This is a genomic window from Citrobacter rodentium NBRC 105723 = DSM 16636 (assembly GCF_021278985.1).
GTDB lineage: Bacteria > Pseudomonadota > Gammaproteobacteria > Enterobacterales > Enterobacteriaceae > Citrobacter_A > Citrobacter_A rodentium.
Map to the genome: position 1 here is coordinate 1,273,448 of NZ_CP082833.1, position 18,819 is coordinate 1,292,266.

Consider the following 18,819-nt stretch of genomic DNA (forward strand, 5'->3'; position numbering starts at 1 on the left):
CGCCGCGCGGACATCCAAAGGGATTCCTGTCTTGGTAGATACAAGCGTAAAAACTCTTTCCCTCCTATGGGAAGCGTCGTTTTATTTTCAGCACAATATTTGTCAATACCCTGACTGACTACCTGGAACAGGTAAACTGTACCTTCATCATTTTTCCACCCTTGGATATCTTTAGTACTCTACCGGCGAACTGAGTCAAAAATATCATTCGCCAGTTTACAGGTGGATAATCTGACACTTCGATCTCTGAGTGAACACTGAAGGACCTCATCCGATTTCCCCAGGCAGGATTGTTTTTGGAAAAAATTTAAAGAAAAAGAACTGAATTGAGCTCCTGATATGTGCTGGCGTTTCGTCCGGACCTGCGTAATAAGCCCGTTGTGGTGCTCAGTAACAACAATACTTGTGTAATCGCGCGCAGTGCCGAAGCGAAACGGCTGGGCATTAAAATGGGCACCCCCTAGTTCCAGCTGAAGACGGCACAATTCCCGGAGCTGGTCATCACGTTCACCAGCAATTACGGGCTTTATGTGTCGATATCTAACAGGGGAGAGATTTCAACATGAATTCAATGGCTGGACAAGCCCACAGGGCGCGTCAGCCAGTCACATTAAGGTATGTGCTTCATCAGTACCAGTTTCAGCCCGGACTTCCCGTCAGTTATTCATTCCCCACCAGTGTCAGTATTTTTTGCCTGTGATACTATAACCGGGTCATTTTCAGGGCATGGACTAACGAAGAAAAACACCACGCCGATTCCCCACGATGCCACCTTCAGGCAGTTCCTGACGCAGCAGGATATTGCAAGAGATTTTATGGAGATCCACCTGCCCGCTGAACTGCGCACGATCTGTGATCTCAGCACACTGAAGCTGGAATCCGGCTCGTTCGTTGAAGATGATCTCCGCCAGTATTTCAGCGACGTGCTCTACAGTCTGAAAACTTTGGCAGTGACGGTTACATACATGTACTGATCGAGCATCAGTCATCGCCAGATAAACATATGGCCTTTCGTCTGGTACGATATGCTTTTGCTGCCATGCAACGTCACCTGGAGGCAGGCCATAAGAAGCTGCCACTGGTGATACCGGTGCTGTTCTATACGGCTAAACGCAGCCCGTATCCGTACTCCACCCGGTGGCTGGATGAATTTGACGATCCGGCACTGGCAGGCAGACTCTACAACAGCGCTTTCCCGCTGATTGACTTCACTGTCATTCCTGATGATGAAATTGCTGGTCATCGCAGCATGGCCGCCCTGACCTTACTGCAAAAGTATATTCAAGCGGGACCTGGCAGAACTGGTTGACCGGCTGGTGCCCATTTTGCTGGCCGGATATCTTTCTTCATCGCAGGTAATATCGCTGGTACACTCTATGGTTCAGGCAGGCGAAACATCCGACGCCGAAGCCTTTGTACGCGAACTGGCACAGCGTGTACCGCAACACGGAGACGCACTTATGACCATCGCACAACAGCTTGAACAGAAGGGCATTGAGAAGGGGATTCAACTCGGTGAGCAACGCGGAATTGAAAAAGGCGAGCGTGAGGCCCCCCTTAAAATTGCCCGTACCATGCTGCAGAACGGCATCGATCGCAGTACCGTCATGAAATTGACCAATCTGACAGAAGAAGACCTGGCGCAAATTCGTCACTGAGTTTCCCCGTCTGCAATTCCTCTTCCTGACCGGCAAAAAGCTGGTAAAGTTATTGCTTTTCATCATAACGCGCCGTCTGTTCAGAACAGGCTTCTGGACAGAGGAGGGGTTGGACAAGCCCGCAGGGTGCGTCAGACCGTTATCATCTTCCATAAACCCTGCTCTCAGTATGGTCACCACCTCATCGCCTGGCATCTGGAAGCCGCGCCGCAACATCGAGCGCAAACACCTTCGTGTAGACCTCCGTCGAGCTGATCGACTTGTGCCCCATCAAGGCCTGCAGAGCCTCCAGCGGGATGCCGGCGCGTAGCTGTGGCGGAACGTGTGTGGCGTCACCGGCACCGAGAACGAGACGCCGTCGGCCGCAGCCGCTTCCATGGCTTCATTCACCCAAGTCCTTGCCGTCCGATCGGTGATTTCCCTCAACCGGGTTAGCGAACTGCTACTCTGGTGCATAGAGCTGCCAGTTGCTCCGTCAATACTGTTCTCACTGTATGCCGGGAAATCACGGAAAAATGTTTTCCAGAATATAACAATAAATACCCTTATTAATCACAGAACAATATTACGTAGGAGGAATACCGACAACATTATGATGCTGTCAGTATCTCAAACATGTTTGTATCTGAAACGGAACAATTTACAGTAAAGCACCTAAAAATATATTTTATTCGATAATGCCCCCGCTTGAGGAATATATTTGTTTTATATGAAAATATTGGCACCATCAAATAACATATTAATTTTCATGAACCTTGTTTCAAAAAACAATCACCATTAGACAAATAAAAAATACAAAACAAAGTCAAAACAAATGTGTTTTATTTATTGTTGCTGGCAACTTATTCTTCGAGCATGTGGCGAAATAACAGATAAAGAGAAGAAAATGACTGACGTTATATTTTCCACCGTTACTGGTTTGCACAAAAATGCATTCAATAACAAATACAACGTGTGAAATTAACTTCATTATCAATATGCTTGTCGCCGTAGTTGTGGTTGGCTCTAATTTCAGTGACTTATAGATAAAACGAAGGTGCGATATGTTTACAGCTCTGTAGATATGAGGTAGGAGTTAGTTTTTACAAAAAATTCTGCTAACTAATAAAAAACAGGAAAATATAAATGAATGCAGGTGCTTTTTTTTGAATGTTCCTTTTGTTTTTCCTTACACTTAAAATTGTGAATCAGTTTATTTTAATGTGTGTCAAAAAACATGATTGATGTCTTGAAAAAGTAAAAGCTCATTTTATAATGAATATTGAGACATGTCTTGTTTCTCTTTGTGAATAAATTGAGCAGGTACATATACTATGCAAAAATGATATCGTAAGAAAACGTCACTCTTTCAGGTAAAAATAATTTCTCTGGTTTATTGTTGAACTTGTAACACAATGAATAAAAAATCTCCTTTAAATAAAAAAACACTATCTAAAAAAACTCAAGTAGTTAACGGCATTACTTGGCTGAATATTTTTATTCAAATAGCATACCCTTTTTCCGGGATTTTTTCATCCAATACGGCATATGCTGAAAACGAGAAACGTTTTATTTCTCAGCAAAAAGCAGATAAAGAAATAAAAACAAAGCCTTATATCCTTACGGAAGGCGAGACATTACTTTCTATTGCTAAAAAATATAATATGAATATCCAAGAACTGAAAAAGCTAAATCAGTTTAGGACGTTTTCTCGTGGAATTGACAACGTTAAGGCTGGGGATGAAATTGATGTACCCGTTACTCCTTTTATTCCGGTAACGTGGGAAAATGATAACTTAGATAATATAATTGATGATAAAAAACTATCATCCTTAGCATCTCAAACAGCTATTTCTTTATCTAATTATACTATGGCTGAAGTCGTATCTTCCAAGGCCGGAGAAATGGCAATAGATGAAGTAAATAGTAAGGCTCAGCAATGGCTGAGTCATTTGGGAAATGCTCGAGTGAAGTTAGACACAGATGAAAAATTTTCTCTGCAAAACTCCCAGGTAGATTTGCTTGTTCCATTATATGAAAAAAGAAACAGCCTTCTTTTCAGTCAAGGGAGTTTTCACTATACAGATGATCGTTTTATGTCCAATTTGGGGTTTGGCTATCGTTGGTATAACGATGGTTGGATGCTAGGGGGTAATACTTTCTTTGATTATGATTTATCCCGAGATCATGCTCGCTTAGGTGCTGGTGTTGAGTATTGGCGAGATTTTCTGAAACTGGGGATGAATGGTTATTTTCGCATAACGAACTGGAAGAGTTCTCCAGATATAATTGATTATGAAGAGCGGCCTGCAAACGGATGGGACATTCATGCTCAGGCGTGGATTCCGGCTCTACCACAATTAGGGGCAGAGTTAGGATATGAGCAATACTATGGTGAAAATGTTGCACTTTTTGGTAAAAATAAGCAACAGCGTAACCCTCATGCAATGACTATAGGTGTGAACTATACCCCCTTTCCTTTGCTTACATTCAACACAGAGTATAAAGAGGGGAGGGCTGGAGAAAACGATGCACGTATAGGGGTTCAGGTAAACTATCAACCAGGCATAGACTGGAAGCAGCAGATTAATCCTAGCGCTGTTGCTACGATGCGCACTTTAGCGGGCAATCGTTATGATTTTGTAGAGCGTAATAACAACATTGTTTTGGAGTATAAGAAAAAAGAAATTATTAGCCTAAAAACTGTAAAATTAGTTAGTGGGTATGCCGGAGAGAAGAAATCACTGGGTGTTTCCGTTAACAGTAAGTATGGTGTGGAACGTATTGACTGGTCTGCATCAGAATTAATTTCAGCTGGCGGAAAAATTGTATCTGATGGTGGGACGAATTACAGTGTCATATTGCCTGATTATCAATCTAATAAACATGGAGTGAATACGTATACAATTCAAGTAGTTGCTATAGATAAAAAAGGTAATTTATCAGAAAAATCGGAAGTGCAAGTAACAGTCACACAGGCTGCTATTGATGTTAAGATGAGCTCATTATCACCGGGTAATATGGTTATTCCTGCAGATGGTAGAACTCAGAAACAATTGGTTCTCAAAATTAACGATAAAAAAGGTAATCCTGTTGATCTTAATGAAAGTGAAATATCCATACAAAAAGAAACAAAAAATAGAGAAAATACAGGAGCAAAATTAACTCCATTTATTCGTCAGAATGCTGGGGAATATGTCGCATATCTTAACTGCTGGTACTGAATTTGAAAAGTTTTCTGTAATACCTGTTGCGCGCAATACTCGTTTAGGATCAGCGGATATAACAATTACGAAAGAATATCGCTCGTCACTTAATGTCATGCCAACAGAAATTATAGCAGGAAAGGAAAGGGCAACTGTTAGAGTAATAGTAAGGAATGCTAACGGTGACTTACAAGATGGAATGGAAGAAAAAGTTAAGTTAAGTTTTTCTCCTAACTTATCTATTACCTCAACTAATCTTGTTAAAGTTGCAGAGGGGGTTTATGAAGCACAGGTAAGTGGAAAAAAAACAGGTATAACAACAATTAGTGCATCAGTAAATGGCGCACCGATTAATGAACAAATGAAACTTAATATAAAACCGGACAAAACTTCTGCTACAATTAAAGGAAATATCAGTGTGACGCCAACACAGGCTATGGTTGGTGAAACCGTAACTTACATGGCTACACTTGTAGACAAAAATGATAATGTTTTAGGTGAAGGGATTCCTGTTACATGGTCCACTAATAGTGGAAGCACGTTGGGGGCGACTGTAACAAATACAGATAAATCTGGAACAGCAAAAGTTACGTTAACACGCTTACAGCCTGGTATCGCAAAAGTCAGTTTAATTTTACCTTCAGAAACAATTAATGCTCCAGATGTCTTATTTAGTGAAGGTGCACCTGATGAAAAGAGTTCAGTACTGACTTTAACACCAGAAAGTATTATGGCTGGTAAGGAGTTCGCGAAATTAGAGCTTTTATTAAAAGATAAAAAAGGCAATCCATTATCAGGGCAAATAGTCAAAGGAATGAGTGATAATAATACTGTAACTGTTGGTGATGCTCAGGAAAATGATAGTAATCCTGGTTACTATGCGATGGTCGTAACCGGAAGTAAGTCTGGTGTAGCGAACTTATCAGTTATGGTAAATAATAAACCATTTACCCAGACTAAAAAGTTGACAGTAAAGGGGAATGCTGATAGCTGGAAAATTGCTCAAGTCATATCTAGTAGAGAGCAATTTGTAGCTGGTGATAGTGACGGTGTGACATATAGCGTAACAGTCACTGATGCTTACGGTAATAAATTACCTAATGTTGTCGTATCCTGGCAACTACAAGGACAAGCAGAAAATTTTGAACCCGTATCCCGCACAGACAATAATGGCGTTGCAACAACAAAAGTGAAGAGCAATATATCAGGAAGACTGATAATGACAGCATATCTTGATGAGAAGAATAAAAAACAGGCAAATACAGTCACCGTCGTTCCAGGAGCTTTAGATGCCTCAAAATCCAGTTTTGTTGTAGATAAAAAAATTATCGGTGCTGACGGTAAAGATACTGCAACTATGACCGTGCTCTTAAAAGATAAATATGATAATGGTATTACTGGTAAAAAGATAAATATTGATAGTAAAAATTCTCTTACTGGTTTTACCCTTTCCCCCGCCATTGAGACTGGTAATGGAATCTATCAGGTAAGAGCAACGTCAACAAATAAAGGACAGGTGACTTTACTGGCAAAAGTTGATGGAGAAACTATCGGCTCAGATATAACTATTACAGTAGGAGCAACTACACCAGAGATACGTTTTGATAATGCTCAACATAAAGTAAGCTATACGAAAAACTTCACAGCATCACAAACACCAAAGGGTATACCAAATGGTGTACAACAGATGTGGTCAAGTTCTTTACCTGAAGTGGCTTCAGTTGATCCATCTACGGGGCAGGTAAGATTACATAAATCAGGAGTTGCTACAATTACTGTTCAAACATCTGGTAATGGTCAATATAATCCTACTCAGGCCAGTTATGAGTTGATTGTTGATAAGGCCAGCCCTAAACTTAAATCAGCTCAGGAAATAATTCAAACAAAATGGAATGATAATATAGTCAATACGCTGAATATTTCTTTTGATAATCTCGATGTCGGAGTTGGCGAACTATCTTTTGAGTATGAAGTTGATGACCATACGGTAGCAACAGTCTCCGACAATGGTACAGTAAGGAAGATTAAACCAGGCTCCACTAACATCACAGTTTCAACAAAAGGGAACGAAAAATTTAAATCTGAAACGATAAAAATCCCTTATATACTCAATAAGGGAATTCATTCTATTGAGTTTAGTAAAAAAACGGAAGAAACTAATAGTAGTGCACAGTATAAAATTCAATCCCCTAATACTGGTGTGCCAACAGAGCTAGAAACAAGGTGGGAAAGTAGCAATCCGAATGCAATTGAGATTAATGAAAAAGGAGAGATTGTTTCATTAGGGGAAGGTCAGTCAAGATTAACATTAAGTGTATTAGCAAATGAGTTTTATGAGCAAAGTTCTGGATACTATGATGTGGAGGTTTATGCTAAACCAGTCATTGGTGTATATGACGTGCAATATACCAGCCAAGGTGAAAGCCATACCTCAGGGGAATGGAAGCCGTTTTATACATCAGATAGTATAAATTTTAACTGGAGAACACAGGACAAATATAAAACGCCGTCTAAAGTTTCTGTAATACTAAAAGACCAAAGCACCGGAGAAAAAGTGTACAACAAGGAGTATACTTTAGTTTCAGAGTTTGAAAATAAGAACGAGACTATTGCTGCAAGTAAATCATTTTGGGATAAAAATTTAGTTCTCGAAATTATTTATCATGGTCGAGGTGGAGCAGAGAATAGCGTATATTCTAAAAATATTTCTGTTAAAGCATTGACGCCACCAGAGCTGAAAGGTATAGATTTTTCTTTTATGACTTATATTGCTTGGAACAATGACAACTCTCCTGCTGGTATGTGTAGAAAAAATCTTGTTGAAGAGACTAGACATGTAATTATTGCACCTAGGGTAAAGTTTGGTTTTGGCGGGAATACGTTACTTGAACCTCTACATTTAGAGCTTAAACAACTGGTAAAACAAGGCTATGGTGCAGTTAGTAAAGATATTCTTTCACAAGAAATTATCACCGGTAGCGGGGATTATTATTCGTCTGATCTTGGTTATGGATCAGTAAACTCAATGGGTAATGATTGCTGGGAAAATCATTGGGGTAATCACACTATAGAGGCAAAACTGGAATTCAGAGGAAAAACATATACATATAAAGATAGTAGTTCTGTAAATTGGGATGGCTTTGGGACAAACATGACTGGGAAAAATAATTTTAAATCATTGTCAGGGTCATGGAATTAATTTAAATAAAGATCTATTATTAGATAATAAAAGCCCCCTTATGGGTAATGCCGTTCACTTAAGCGGTGCGGCATTGCGTTTCACCGGATAATGGGTTTTTGATATCTTAACCGCCCTCGGCCTTGATGGTCGGGGGCGTTTTTTTATGAACACCGCTTCCAGAGCCCCCGCAAATACTCCAGCCGTTTCGGGATAGTCCCCGGATTAAGGAGCTGCGCCTGCGCTGTATCAGTACACCTGAGACTGCAAACGCCTTTGCCGAAGAGTTCATGGCTGACTACAACCGCCGGTTTGCGAAACCGCCACGCCACGATTTCGACGTTCACAGTCCGCTTGAGAATAATGAGAATCTGGAGGAGCCATTCACCTGGCGTGTGCAACGTAAAGACTCAAAAAACCTGACATTACAGTACGATAAGACACTTTATCTGCTTGAAGATAATGAAGAAAACCGGCGCTTCAGGAAAAACACATTGATGTCTGGCAGTATCCGGACGGCACTATCGAGCTCCGGGCTAACGGTACTTCCCTGCCCTTTATCACCTACGACCGGCTGGGAGAACTGGACCAGGGGGCCATCATCGACAATAAATGCCTGGGACTGACTCTGGAGAAGATAAAGCTGGTTCAGGACAAACGGGACAACACCCGCTCACAGGCCCTGCCATCACTGAACGGCCAGATCTCACGCAGGAAGAAACAATCCGGCAAGAAATCATAACGAAGTCTGAATCAGAACGACATGATGGAAGCACTGCAGCAACTTCAGACAAGGAGTCTGGAAATATTTGGCAAAAGCTGAAACTTAACCCACATGCGAACATTTTAATTTAGCCAGAAAGCGGACCTTTAAAAATAGCCCAGACAAAATAATTGAAATATATGGATTTAAGCTAACAATGTAGTCCCAGTCATCTCCACAGTTCATCCACGCTGTATCCTGAGCCTGCTGAGGATACATGAGCAACTCCGCCAGAATGCAGGTACATTGACTCCGGAGGACGCAGAAACTGCCTCTGGGATTCTTGGGTACTGACAGCAGTATTAAAATTGAACAGGCCGGTTATCCGGCCCGTTCATTACCCCTAGCGTAAAGTGCATTCAGCTACTGACTGGCGGAAGTACAGGCATTGCGCATTGCATGACGGTACCGGACCGGTTTCTACCGTATATTATGGCAATCGGGCCGTCAACTGCCAGCCAGTGCATCTCCCACCGCACTGAATGGGATTTCAGCTCAAGACCTGAACTGTCAAATGCCAACTTCCCCAGTCTGCAATACCAGGCTTCGTAGTTCTATCTGTGCAGGATACTGTTTGTTCTGATCCAGTGTTTCAACGCAGCCTCAGTTTTTGCTGCGGTACTTCCCGGTTCGTTTAAAAAGTTCATATACTTTATCTCCATATCGCGGACAGCCTGCACATCAGATATACAATCACGACCAGGCGACCAAGAAGAAAAATCCGCGATCATGTCAGATATAGTTGGGCTTCCCCCTTTTTACGCACTGGTATCTGAATATAACCTGATTGTAACCCTTTTATTTCTATCCCTTCAGAAACAGCCCGACCGGGGTCAACACGAATTCTGGAGGACCGGGCATGGGGAGTGGACCGGTATATGACCCTTACATCTCCTCCGGCATCAGTCTGTAACGCCTCTGGCGGAACAATTATCCCCTATTCATTGCTGTAGAGAGTGACCACAACCCGGGCGCTCATACCCAGCCTGACCGGATAAACAGACGCCGTCTGGGGTGTATCAATGGATACCACCGTATCATAATTCGCCGTAACACCAGGTGAATCCGCCGTATTGCTCTGCACGGCAATAGACATGATTCGCCCCGTCAGCTGCAACCCTGTAAACCATCACCGGTGACCTGTACTTGCATACCTTCACGCAACAGGTGAAGATCAGCTTCATCAACCTGAGCCAGCACCTGAATACGATCCAGGCCTATGATTGTCATCAGCGGTGTTCCCTGACTTACCACCTCCCCCGGCAGGGGAATCGCGGTTTTGCCGCCGTCAATTGTGACGGACCTGACCACCAGTCCTGTAAAGGGTGCTTTTAGTATCCGTTTCTCGCTTTGTGTTTTGAGGACCTGATAACGCACCTGTGCATTCATGAGTTCCATTTCGGCGATCCGGCTTTCTTCCCCTTCTCCCCTCGCCTCAATAACGCGGCGTTCTTCCCGCGCTGTGAGCAAATCCTGCTGCTGTGTCTGTGCCTGTTGAAAGTCGTGATACTGGTGGTGGTTGTCTTGCAACTTCGTCTTCTCTTCATACTGCGGACCCATCATGCTGATGGTTTCAGATTAATCTCCCACGACAGACCCACAGCAAGTTGCTCATGAATACAAACACCAAAATTTATTAAAAGCTTCACTTGCCACTACGTCCCCCTTTTCAGACTTATATAAAACAAAATCATATATTAAAATATTCTGCAATTCACTAAATCTATCAATGAAGGCAAAATATTCTTCCTCTCCCATAACATCAGGTATTAAGTAGTTCATGAAAAATGAATATTCAAAAGCCCACCCATCGACATTAATAACACTCGCATATATATACAATGGAAAATAATATATGAAATCATCTTTATTAAGATATAGACACCCTTTTTCTAAAGCCTCACCATCCAATCTGAAATCAAGTCCGCTGATTAATTCAAGCCATGTTTTTTCATAAAAGTAATCATATACAACTTCCCCTTCATACATTTCAAGCATGCCAAAAGAAATCTCGCCATCACGTTTAATGGGGAAATTCCTTACTAATTCTTCTAAGAAAATATTTTTATCTTCAAAATTTGTCATTTCATACTCGCATAGCGGCTGCAAACTGCCCCCACACCATAGGCTTCACTCTCTTCGCTCATGTGAATCCTATCCCCACCTCCGAAACATTGATTATTAATCTGCTTTCTAACCGAAGCACAGGCCAGATTTATTTCATATCGCCTTAATAATTCACTTTTTGGCATTTGAGGAGCACAAGCTCTGGACTGGTTACATAATCTGTCTTTTTCATTTTGCAAATCATTAAGATCCTGCGGAGTACAATTCCCACCTGGATTTAAACCAGTCCTATGTTCATTTGTTAATTTATCTGCTTCTGGGTTAACCCTACGTCCATATTGATCCCGATCTTGCTGACTACTTTGGATTACACCTGCTGACGAAAGCAAACCACAACTCATTAATGCCGCAAAACCAAGAACTAACGGGTTTAATCCCTCCGGGTCTATCTCTGTGACCGGATTTAACGGATACGTATACGGATTCCATCCCCCTCTAAGTCCAATCGGATCCTGCGTAATATACCGTCCCTTCTGCGTGCGGAAATAACGCTCCAGCCGGTGCCGGTTATCGTAATGATAATGGTGGCTGAGGCTGCCGCCGTCGCGGATACGCCGCTCATCCTTTTCCGCCCGTCTTCCATGCGCGTCGTGGTAGTAAAAATATCAGGCGGTTGAAATGTTTCAATTTTTTCATTTCGAGCGCCAGAACTTTCTTATTATTAGAGCCCCCCCTCCCCCAATTCCACCTAAAACAGCACCTGTTAGAGCACCTTCAAGAAGTAAAATATACTCATTTTGACCTATCCCCGAAACTAAATAAGTAAACATAACACCTAGAGCTACAGCTAGTGAGGAATGAAAAATAGAGTTTTTATGTATTAAAAAACCTGTAAGGCATCCACATAAAAACATTATAGAATAAGCCATTGAGTTAAAAAAAACAATTAACCAATGACTTTGATAAGACTCTCTAAACATATACCAAAGGATAATCTTAAGAGAATTCCTTGCAAATGCACAAATATTTATACAAATAATATATGAAAGTGCCACTCCAACTTTTGGCGGTAATTCCGAGAATTTTTTTATATACTTATCCATTTAACTTTGTTACCTTTTTCCACATAATTTTTCTCCTGATTTTTGAGTCATTTCAGAATCTTTAAAGCACAGATAACCACTCTTTGAACCACATGTTATTCCCGTGGAGTGAGCATCTATGACTCCTTTGATACCATCAATAGCAGAATCCGTAGCTGTTGCCATATCCGAAAGATCTTCTCCAGGGTCTGGGATGCCCCTACCAGCCTCAACCTCATTAATAGGGAACCAACCGGTTTGAAAAGTCCGGGCGTTAACAGATCTTGTGTTACCAAATTGATCTTCACATATCGCGTTTATATTTATATAACTATTCCCAAATCTCTTTCCTTTATCCTCTTCCCATCGTGAAAATTTCCACTCAGATAAGGGTTTCGGAAGTGAATTCTCATATTGAGTTACGGCACAATTATAAGCATCTTTCATGCCCGGTTGATTCAGCAAGGGCTCTAACGCACTCAATCCGTAAGCGGCTCGCCAGAACCGTATTGATATTTACTGAGAGCTCAGATCAACTTTCCAGGGCAACAGATCGCGTACCCGATTTGCCGGCCAGTCCTGGATATGCTCAATGACGTAACGCAGCCATTTTTCTGGCTCCACATTGTTCAGACGGCATGTGCCGATCAGCGAGTACAACACCGCCGCATGTTCGCCACCGCTGTCAGAACCCGCGAACAGCCAGTTTTTCCGGCCTACGGCCACTCCCCTTAAGGCGTTCTCTGCGATGTTGTTGTCGATTTCCACCCAGCCATTACTGCAGTACACGTTCAGGCTATCCCACTGTTTCAGCAGGTATGCGAACGCTTTTGCCGTATCCGAGTGACGCGACAGTGTTTTCATCTGAGTCTGTATCCAGTCATACAGTGACTGCATCAGTGACGCAGCTCTGGCTTTTCTTGCCGCCAGACGCTGTTCTGCTGAACATCCCCGGACTTCTGCTTCGATGGCATACAGTTCACCGATACGCTGCAGGGCTTCCGTGGTGATATCGGTTGGCGCTCTTGCATGCACATCGTGGATTTTTCTCCGGGCATGGGCCATACACGCGGCTTCCGTTATTCTGCCGGATTCGTATAACGCCCGGTAGCCACCGTAAGCATCGGCCTGAAGCACTCCGCTGTAACCGGACAGGTGATTCTGTGGATGTATGCCTTTCCGGTCCGGGCTGTACGCGAACCAGACCGCCGGGGGCATCTGTGAACCGGCGTTACGGTCATCACGGACGTAGACCCACAGCCGGGCTGTCCGGGTTTTACCGCTGCCCGGCTCCTGGACCGGGACGGGGATATCATCAGCATGGACTTTACCGGGCATCAGCACATACTGGCGCAGGACGTCATACAGCGGCTCCAGCAGTTCAGCAACAGCACCTGTCCAGCGCCCCAGTGTGGCACGGCTCAGCTCCACTCCCTGACGACGGTATATTTCTGACTGGCGGTATAACGGCAGATGGTCTGCATATTTCCCGGTGACAACATGGGCCAGAAGCCCCGCTCCGGCATAACTGCGTGCAATGGGTTTTGAAGGTACTGGTGCCTGCACGATATGGTCGCACCGGCAACAGGCCAGTTTCGGACGTTGTGTTTCGATAACCTTAAAGGCGCTGCTGATAAGCTCCAGTTGCTCTGACACATCACATCCCAGAGAACTGAGTTCACCACCACAGGCAGGACAGCATTCCTCTTCCGGCCGGATAACCCGGGTTTCACGGGGAAGTGAGGCCGGTAACGGTTTACGGGCTGAAGACTGGCGCAGGGCGGATGGCAGTGCCGGGTCATATTGCTCACCCAGCGTTTCAGCCATTTCTTCCTGAAGTGCGCTGATTCTCTCCTGTGCATCCTGTATCTGCCGTTCGGTTTTTGCGCGAAGTTTTTCTGAGCTTTTACCGAACTGCATACGTTGCAGTTTCGCAACCAGCGCCTTCAGCCGGTTGATTTCGGAAGCATAAGCCGCCACCCGCTGTGAGAGCAGGCGGTTGTATTCGGCCATCTGGCGGATGGTGTCCTGTTGCGTCTGCAACAGTGCCCGCAGGCGGGCGTTCTCATGAGCAAGTGAGGTGTCCATATCCTCACTTTACAACGGGTTATATGCGGATTCCAGCGCGTTCCGTTCGTTTCGGGTGCTTCCAGTTGATACCTTCAAGAAGCATGGATAACTGAGCCGGAGTAAGGTGCACCTTGCCGTCACGGGTGACTGGCCAGATGAAGCGGCCCCGCTCCAGGCGTTTGGTGAAGAGGCACAGTCCGTCACTGTCAGCCCACAACACTTTTATCTGGTCACCCCGGCGTCCGCGGAAGATGAACAGGTGTCCGGAGAACGGGTCATCCTTCAGGACGTTCTGAACTTTTGATGCCAGGCCGTTAAAGCCATTTCGCATATCGGTGATACCTGCAACCAGCCAGATACGCGAACCTGCAGGGAGAGATATCATCAGTGGCTGCTCCCTTTTATTTCGCGGATAAGTGTCTGTAATAACGCCGGCGTCAGTTTACCTTTAAGCCTGAGAGTTCCGGCCGGCAGAACCAGCTCACAACACAGACTGTCGGACGGTGTATTTATCTGCTCTGGTTCCTGTGCGGGGGCCGGGATTTTATTATCCGGCTCCGGCGTTAACGTCACGGGAAGCAGTGCCGGCATATTTTTTCCGGAAGGCAGCAGGCCACCTTTCCGGTATTGATGGCGCCAGTTGAAGAGCAGGTTATCGTTGATTCCGTTTTCCCGGGCGATCTGCGCCACACAGGCTCCGGGCTGCAGTGACTGCTCCACTAAGGCGATTTTAAACTCATAAGGGAAGTTGGGCCGCCGGGGACGTTTTTTTACCACGGGGGTTTCGGATATAACGGTGCTTTCAGGACGTACGACTGGTACCGTGGAAAATTGTCCGTAAAGGCAGGCATCAAGTTCCTGCTCCGACATGCCTGCGGGCAAAGGCCACGAAAGGCCAGCTCTCCGAAAGCGCACGAACATACTACAAACTGTTGATTTTGGTACACCCAGGCGACGTCCGGCCACAACCCGAGGTAAATGTTCTTCGAAGTGAAGGCGTAAAGCTTCAGTAATCCAGGTCCGGTATTCCATACGATAGTGTCCACTAAAAATGATGGACATTATTTTTGTGGAGCCGGAGGAAACAGACCAGACGGTTTAAATGAGACGCTTACCTCAATCCACTTAATCCCAGCGGATCTGATTCTGTGAACGGATTTAACGGATACGTATAGGGATTCCAGCCCCCTCTTAGTCCAGTCGGGTCCTGGGTGATATACCGTCCCTGCTGCGGGTCGTAATAGCGGTGACGGTTATAGTACAGCCCCGTCTCCTCATCATACTGCTGTCCCGGCAGGCGGATGAGCTGCTCCAGCCCCTCCGGGTTATCCTCCCGCAGCACGTTGCCCCATTCATCATATTCCGCCTGCCAGGCCGTCCCTCCGTCCCGGCGTATCAGCGCCAGCGGCAGGCCCCGGTGGTCGCAGTGGTACAGGTGGATTTTACGCCGCGGCACGTATTCCGGCTCCGTCTGGTTCTTCATCTGCTCCGGCGTCAGCCCGCACTGCGCCAGCCACTGCCGGTTCGGCTCGCTGACTTCTCCGCGCCGCAGCTCCCCCTCCAGCACGTCCAGCATCATTACCAGCTCCGGCACGAACGTCATGTTCGCCTCCTGCTGGAGCTTCTGCGCCAGCGTGCGGTGTGCGGCGGCCTTCTCCAGCTCCGCCAGTTCCGTTTCGGCCCTGAGCAGCGGCGTGAAGCTGCCCGGCATGTATACCGTCTGCACACGGCGGTCTGCCGTCTGTGTGGTCACCAGCCTGTCGCCGTCATAACCGTACCATGTCACCTCCGGCGTGTGGCTGAGGGACGGGCGGTCTTTCCCGCCCGTGCTTCTCCATACCTGTTTACTTATACGGCGGCCCACAGGGTCATACAGGTAGCGGCTTTCCAGCCGCGTCTGTCCCTGCTGCATGCGGACATAACGCACCAGCCGGTGCCGGTTATCGTAATGATAATGGTGGCTGAGGCTGCCGCCGTCGCGGATACGCCGCTCGTCCTTCTCCGTCAGCCTGCCGTGTTCATCGTGATGGTAAAACCAGTGGCTGTCCTCAGTGATACGGTTATCCGGCCATGTTGCGGGCAGCGCCGGGTACTGTTGCCGGTCCGCAATGCGGTTGCCCGCCGGGTCGGTCAGCCAGTCTGCTGTCGTTTCTGTGGCGGTCAGGAATACCTGATTCAGCCGTCCCGCGTCGTCGTACCGGTACTGCCGCTGCTGCAGGGGACCGCGGATACTCACCAGCTCTCCGCCGTCGCTCCAGGCGTATTCCCGGTTCAGTTCCGTTATATTCAGCGTATGACCCTGCAGCTGCCCGCCTGCGCTGTACGTGCTGGCCAGTTCGTATGCCCCGGAGCTGCGCAGCGTCTCCCGGTGCAGGCGGTCGCGGGTGAAGTCGGTGAGCGGCGTGTCGCCGAGCTTCATCCCCGCCAGATAACCGCTGCCGTAGGTCAGCCATTCCACCGGCGGCAGGTGGTCAGGGGTGGTTCTGGTCGCCAGTCCGTTCCGGTAATCGTGCTGCGTGACGTGCTCCCACAGCAGTTCATTTGTCTGCGGGGCGTGGACGGTCTGTCGCTCGCTGCGCATCCGGCCTTTATCATCATACTCATAGTGAACCGCGACGCGGTGGCCGTCGCCGGGGTGGCTGATTTCCGTCAGCCAGCCGCGCTCATCGTACAGCCGGCGTTCAGCCTCCTCACCGTTCACCGTGCTGTGCGTCAGGCGACCGGAGGCATCGTAATGCCAGAGGGTGATGAGGGAGCCCTCTTCGCTGCGGACAGGCTGTCCGCCGGGGTCATATCCGTAACGCTGTGTCCGGCCGTCAAAGCCGCACTCTTCCGTCAGCCGGTCCATGACGTCGTAGTCAACGTGGTGACAGCGCCGTTTTCATTCGTCAGCGCGGTGACGCGCCCGGCAGCATCGTATGTTATCTGCCGCGTCAGGCCGCCTGCGCTCAGGCTGACCGGCTGTCCCGCCGCGTCATACTGCGTTTCATGGCGGCGGCCGTCCGGATGAATGATGGCGGTCAGGTCGCCCGCGATGCTGTATTCGTAACGCGTCTCCCGGCCCTGTATATCCTTCCGGCTGATGAGTCTGCCCCGGTTATCGTAATCCTGGTAAACGCTCAGCCCTTCCTCATGGTGAACCGCTGTGGTCTGCCCGAAGCGGTCATACTCATAACGGGTTTCATATCCCGAACAGTCGGTGACGGTCAGCACCTGGCCGTAACGGTTGCGGGTCATCGTCCTGCGGCTGCCGGTGGCGTCTTCCACAGCGCAGGGCAGCTCACTGTCCGGATTATCATAAAACCAGCGGGTGGTGTCGCCCTGACGGGAGGTCCCTGCCGTCAGCCGTCCCCGGTCGTCATATTCCCGCCGGCTGCGCAGGCCGTCCGCCCCGGTGGAGGAGATGAGCTGGTGCCGGTCGTTATAGCTGAACCGCACGGACCGGCCGTCAGGCGTGACAATTTCCGTCACCAGGCCGGAGCCGGCATTCATCCGGTATTCTGTCCTGCGCCCTGTGGCGTCAGTCTGCGCCAGCAGGCGGCCCGCGTTATCATGGTCACTGAGGACACAGCCGCCGTCCGCCAGCGCCTTCTTCACCACCCGCTTCAGGCCGCCTTCGCCTTCCGTGTGCAGCACTTCGCGGCGGTTCAGGCTGTCGGTAATCACGACGCTGTTCCTGTCATACCGGTAGCGGTAGCTCAGGCCCGCCGGGTTACGCTGCTCCACCACCCGGCCGGCGGTGTCGTAAAGGGCGGTGTCGTAAAGATAGCTGACCGGCGGGCGTCCGGCGTACCGGTGCGCGCACATCCGTCCCGGATGCTGCGGGTCGTATTCAAACTGACGCACCCGGACGCCGCCCCGGTCATACACCGCCGCCAGCTCCCCGCGCGGGGTGTATTCATAACGCGCCAGCGGCGCGGCGGGCAGGTTGTCCGGGTATTGCGGGTCATGCGTCAGCCACACCGCCTCCAGGCGGATACCGCTGTCCGCGCCGTAGCCGGAAACCGGCACCGTCTGCGGAAATTCAGGGGCTTTTATTCCGGATGTAATGGCCTGCTGACGCGCCGCGTGCGCCCGGCGCGGTCCGCCAGCCCGGTCAGCACCCGGTACGGCGGCAGCGGGGCGGGCAGCACCTCATCCGCCTCCGGCACCCGCTCAGGCCAGCCCGGAATCCACCACGGCCCCAGCGCGCTGTTCGTGGCAAGGTAAATGTGCGGGCTTAAGCGAATCTCCTCCGGCAGGGCCTGCCACAGGCGGTGCAGCGGGTTGCTCTCATGCAGCGTCAGCACGCCGCCGCGGGCCAGCCAGAACGACTCGCTGCGGCTGAAGGCGGTCTCACCGGGGAACAGTGGCTCAAAGCGAATGCTGCGCCCGCCGTTATCGTTAAGGATAAGTTCGTCATCAGAAAGCTGCAGGCGGATATCAGCAGGGGCTTTCCAGCCGGGACCGAAGACACTCACAGGCGCAGGCGTTTTCGTCTGATAACTGCTGTAGGTGCGGGAAAGGACAAACGGCAGCGGGCCGGGCAGGGCGAGGTCCGTTTCGCCGGGCAGCACTTTGGCGCCCGACAGGGGGTTAACCGGCGAGCCGGAGGTGATGCCGCCGGGACAGACCGAACAGGCGACGCCGGTGGGCGCGCCGATAAACACGCCCGCTGACCCCTGAACTATCGGCCCGCCGTACTGTGTCATGTCGCCCTGACGGGCCGCCGGTTTTCCGTTCATCACCATATCCCTATGTCAGACGTCAGTATTTGCACCTTACACCTGTATACAGGAACGAAACAGAAAGATGTGGACTGCGAAGATGAAAATCA

General features: G+C 48.0%; 10 protein-coding genes and 7 pseudogenes. 5 read left to right on the forward strand and 12 right to left on the reverse strand.

Going from position 1 to position 18,819, the window contains the following annotated elements; all coding sequences use genetic code 11:
* Nucleotides 1-341 precede the first annotated feature (341 nt).
* Together K7R23_RS06005 and K7R23_RS06010 are read left to right on the forward strand one after the other, a co-directional pair.
* Nucleotides 342-548 (forward strand): annotated as a pseudogene (locus tag K7R23_RS06005) (Y-family DNA polymerase); the annotation flags it as partial.
* Between the two features lie 156 nt (nucleotides 549-704).
* Nucleotides 705-1,658 (forward strand): annotated as a pseudogene (locus tag K7R23_RS06010) (Rpn family recombination-promoting nuclease/putative transposase).
* Nucleotides 1,659-1,860: 202 nt separating this feature from the next.
* On the opposite strand, the pseudogene K7R23_RS06015 reads toward K7R23_RS06010, so the two are convergent.
* Nucleotides 1,861-2,087: pseudogene (locus K7R23_RS06015) on the reverse strand (tyrosine-type recombinase/integrase); the annotation flags it as partial.
* 965 nt (nucleotides 2,088-3,052) lie between these two features.
* Between K7R23_RS06015 and K7R23_RS06020 the strand changes: the two are divergent.
* Both K7R23_RS06020 and K7R23_RS06025 read left to right on the forward strand, forming a co-directional pair.
* Nucleotides 3,053-4,861 carry an inverse autotransporter beta domain-containing protein gene (locus K7R23_RS06020; protein ID WP_049794265.1) on the forward strand — a complete coding sequence of 603 codons (1,809 nt, stop codon included), beginning with the start codon at nucleotides 3,053-3,055 and terminating at the stop codon, nucleotides 4,859-4,861.
* Nucleotides 4,833-8,042, forward strand: a complete 3,210-nt coding sequence (locus K7R23_RS06025; protein WP_158304845.1) for an Ig-like domain-containing protein — start codon at nucleotides 4,833-4,835, stop codon at nucleotides 8,040-8,042. Before K7R23_RS06020 ends, K7R23_RS06025 begins: the two co-directional genes overlap by 29 nt.
* Before the next feature lie 54 nt (nucleotides 8,043-8,096).
* Here K7R23_RS06025 and K7R23_RS06030 read toward each other — a convergent pair.
* Nucleotides 8,097-8,251: pseudogene (locus K7R23_RS06030) on the reverse strand (IS4 family transposase); the annotation flags it as partial.
* Between K7R23_RS06030 and K7R23_RS06035 the strand changes: the two are divergent.
* Nucleotides 8,246-8,844: pseudogene (locus K7R23_RS06035) on the forward strand (ISNCY family transposase); the annotation flags it as partial. The pseudogenes K7R23_RS06030 and K7R23_RS06035 overlap by 6 nt on opposite strands.
* 877 nt (nucleotides 8,845-9,721) lie before the next feature.
* Here K7R23_RS06035 and K7R23_RS06040 read toward each other — a convergent pair.
* The 10 genes and pseudogenes from K7R23_RS06040 to K7R23_RS06090 form a co-directional block, all read right to left on the reverse strand.
* Nucleotides 9,722-9,880: a hypothetical protein gene (locus K7R23_RS06040; RefSeq protein ID WP_156110307.1), complete on the reverse strand. Its 159-nt coding sequence runs from the start codon at nucleotides 9,878-9,880 to the stop codon at nucleotides 9,722-9,724.
* Between the two features lie 11 nt (nucleotides 9,881-9,891).
* Complete coding sequence (locus K7R23_RS06045) at nucleotides 9,892-10,347, reverse strand: efflux RND transporter periplasmic adaptor subunit (RefSeq protein ID WP_024132996.1); 456 nt, start codon at nucleotides 10,345-10,347, stop codon at nucleotides 9,892-9,894.
* A gap of 48 nt (nucleotides 10,348-10,395) precedes the next feature.
* A complete protein-coding gene (locus K7R23_RS06050) occupies nucleotides 10,396-10,869 on the reverse strand; it encodes a hypothetical protein (protein WP_024132995.1) in 474 nt (157 codons plus the stop codon).
* Nucleotides 10,866-11,426: pseudogene (locus K7R23_RS06055) on the reverse strand (RHS repeat-associated core domain-containing protein); the annotation flags it as partial. The pseudogene K7R23_RS06055 and the gene K7R23_RS06050, both read right to left, overlap by 4 nt.
* A 117-nt stretch (nucleotides 11,427-11,543) precedes the next feature.
* Nucleotides 11,544-11,954, reverse strand: coding sequence for a hypothetical protein (locus K7R23_RS06065; protein ID WP_012908037.1), 411 nt, complete (start codon nucleotides 11,952-11,954; stop codon nucleotides 11,544-11,546).
* A 9-nt stretch (nucleotides 11,955-11,963) separates the two neighbouring features.
* Nucleotides 11,964-12,380 carry a hypothetical protein gene (locus tag K7R23_RS06070; protein WP_193352052.1) on the reverse strand — a complete coding sequence of 139 codons (417 nt, stop codon included), beginning with the start codon at nucleotides 12,378-12,380 and terminating at the stop codon, nucleotides 11,964-11,966.
* A 69-nt stretch (nucleotides 12,381-12,449) separates the two neighbouring features.
* Nucleotides 12,450-14,021, reverse strand: coding sequence for an IS66-like element ISCro1 family transposase (locus K7R23_RS06075; RefSeq protein WP_012904571.1), 1,572 nt, complete (start codon nucleotides 14,019-14,021; stop codon nucleotides 12,450-12,452).
* Between the two features lie 19 nt (nucleotides 14,022-14,040).
* Complete coding sequence (gene tnpB / locus K7R23_RS06080; RefSeq protein WP_012904570.1) at nucleotides 14,041-14,388, reverse strand: IS66 family insertion sequence element accessory protein TnpB; 348 nt, start codon at nucleotides 14,386-14,388, stop codon at nucleotides 14,041-14,043.
* Nucleotides 14,388-15,065 carry an IS66-like element accessory protein TnpA gene (gene tnpA / locus K7R23_RS06085; protein ID WP_012904569.1) on the reverse strand — a complete coding sequence of 226 codons (678 nt, stop codon included), beginning with the start codon at nucleotides 15,063-15,065 and terminating at the stop codon, nucleotides 14,388-14,390. The genes tnpB and tnpA overlap by 1 nt, the downstream gene beginning before the upstream one ends.
* 49 nt (nucleotides 15,066-15,114) lie before the next feature.
* Nucleotides 15,115-18,727: pseudogene (locus K7R23_RS06090) on the reverse strand (RHS repeat-associated core domain-containing protein).
* Nucleotides 18,728-18,819: the final 92 nt, after the last annotated feature.

Coding starts and splice junctions, on each gene's coding strand:
- K7R23_RS06020 (WP_049794265.1), top strand. CDS start 3,053: ATGAATAAAAAATCTCCTTTAAATAAAAAAACACTATCTAAAAAAACT.
- tnpB (WP_012904570.1), bottom strand. CDS start 14,388: ATGATATCTCTCCCTGCAGGTTCGCGTATCTGGCTGGTTGCAGGTATC.
- tnpA (WP_012904569.1), bottom strand. CDS start 15,065: ATGTCCATCATTTTTAGTGGACACTATCGTATGGAATACCGGACCTGG.
- K7R23_RS06070 (WP_193352052.1), bottom strand. CDS start 12,380: ATGAAAGATGCTTATAATTGTGCCGTAACTCAATATGAGAATTCACTT.
- K7R23_RS06045 (WP_024132996.1), bottom strand. CDS start 10,347: ATGATGGGTCCGCAGTATGAAGAGAAGACGAAGTTGCAAGACAACCAC.
- K7R23_RS06040 (WP_156110307.1), bottom strand. CDS start 9,880: ATGTCTATTGCCGTGCAGAGCAATACGGCGGATTCACCTGGTGTTACG.
- K7R23_RS06065 (WP_012908037.1), bottom strand. CDS start 11,954: ATGGATAAGTATATAAAAAAATTCTCGGAATTACCGCCAAAAGTTGGA.
- K7R23_RS06075 (WP_012904571.1), bottom strand. CDS start 14,021: ATGGACACCTCACTTGCTCATGAGAACGCCCGCCTGCGGGCACTGTTG.
- K7R23_RS06025 (WP_158304845.1), top strand. CDS start 4,833: ATGTCGCATATCTTAACTGCTGGTACTGAATTTGAAAAGTTTTCTGTA.
- K7R23_RS06050 (WP_024132995.1), bottom strand. CDS start 10,869: ATGACAAATTTTGAAGATAAAAATATTTTCTTAGAAGAATTAGTAAGG.